Raw genomic sequence first — 1,277 nt, forward strand, 5'->3', positions numbered from 1 at the left:
GGCCGGGGTCGTCCGCCGCCGCGGGCGCGTCCTGCGCCGCCGGCGCGGCATCGGGCAGGAAGGAGAAGCCCAGGTCGATGTGGTATTCGCGCAGCAGCGGCAGGTCCAGCGGGCGGATGCCGGTGGCCAGGCGGATGCGGCTCAGCGCCGCGGCGACGCCGGCCGAGGAGGCGGCGGCCACGACGAACCACAGATTGTAATGATGGTCGCGCCGGTAGTTGTGGTTGACCTCGCGCTGGCGGCTGACAAAGGCGGCCACTTCTTCCAGCCGCTGCGCCGGCACCGCCATCGCCGCCAGGGTGCTGTTGCCCACGGTATTGGGCGCGAACACCGCGCCGACGCGGGTCAGCAGGCCGGCCGCCTGCGCTTGTTGCAGCGCAGCCAGCAGCCGGGCTTCGCTCCAGCCCGGTTCCATGCCGGCGGCGAGCGCGGCAAACGGGCGCGGCAGCAGCGGAAAGCCGCGCTGGCAGCCGTTGATCAGCCGCAGCAGGGCCGGTTCGGTATGCGGTAGCTCCATGTTCACATCCCGATGCGGCTGGCGCGCCAGCTGAAGAAGATGCCGGACGGACTCCGCGCCGGCAGTTCGCGCAGCACTTTGAGGCTGGCGGTGTCCACCACCACCAGTTTGTCGTCGTCGCGGCTGGACAGCCACACCGCGTCGCCGCGCGGGGTGAATTCCATGTGCAGGATGGCCTTGCCCGGCTTCAGGGTGGCGATCACGCTGCGCGTGGGCACGTCGATGACTTGCACCTTGTCGTTGTCCGGGAAGGCGAAGTTGACCCAGACGCGCCGGCCGGACGGTTCCGCCATGGCGAACACCGGCTGGCCCAGCACCGGGATGGCGGCCAGTTGCGCCCAGCTGCGGTTGTCCGCCAGCAGCACTTCGTGGCGGCCGATGGCGGGCAGGAAGGCGTAATCGCCGGCCAGCGCCCAGCCGCGCAGATGCGGCATCTTGTACACCGGCAGCGGCTGCTGGCCGCGGCCGTAACCAGCCAGGATGCGGCGCACACCCTGCTCCGGCCGCCAGGTGTCCAGCAGGGACAGGCCGTCTTCGCCGTACAGCCCGGCCAGGAAGTAGCGGCCGTCCATGCTGGCCAGGCCGTCGTAGGGGCGCTTGCCGGCGTCGCGGTAGCGGGTCAGTTGCGGCTGGGCCGGGTCGGCGGCGTCCAGCACGTCGATTTCGTCGGCGTCGAACAGCGCGTAAACGAAGCGCCGGCCCGGCAGGTCCGCCAGGCCCACCACGCGCGAGGGTTTGCCGTCCGCGCCCGGCGCGGCGG

1 protein-coding gene and 1 pseudogene are annotated in these 1,277 nt (G+C 71.8%); both read right to left on the reverse strand.

Going from position 1 to position 1,277, the window contains the following annotated elements; genetic code table 11:
* Positions 1–517 (reverse strand): annotated as a pseudogene (locus LQT98_RS23515) (Lrp/AsnC family transcriptional regulator); the annotation flags it as partial.
* Between the two features lie 2 nt (positions 518–519).
* Positions 520–1,277 (reverse strand): cytochrome D1 domain-containing protein (locus LQT98_RS23520; RefSeq protein WP_231465653.1); only part of this gene is annotated, 758 nt, incomplete at its 5' end.

The organism is Chromobacterium aquaticum, assembly GCF_021129195.1.
GTDB lineage: Bacteria > Pseudomonadota > Gammaproteobacteria > Burkholderiales > Chromobacteriaceae > Chromobacterium > Chromobacterium aquaticum.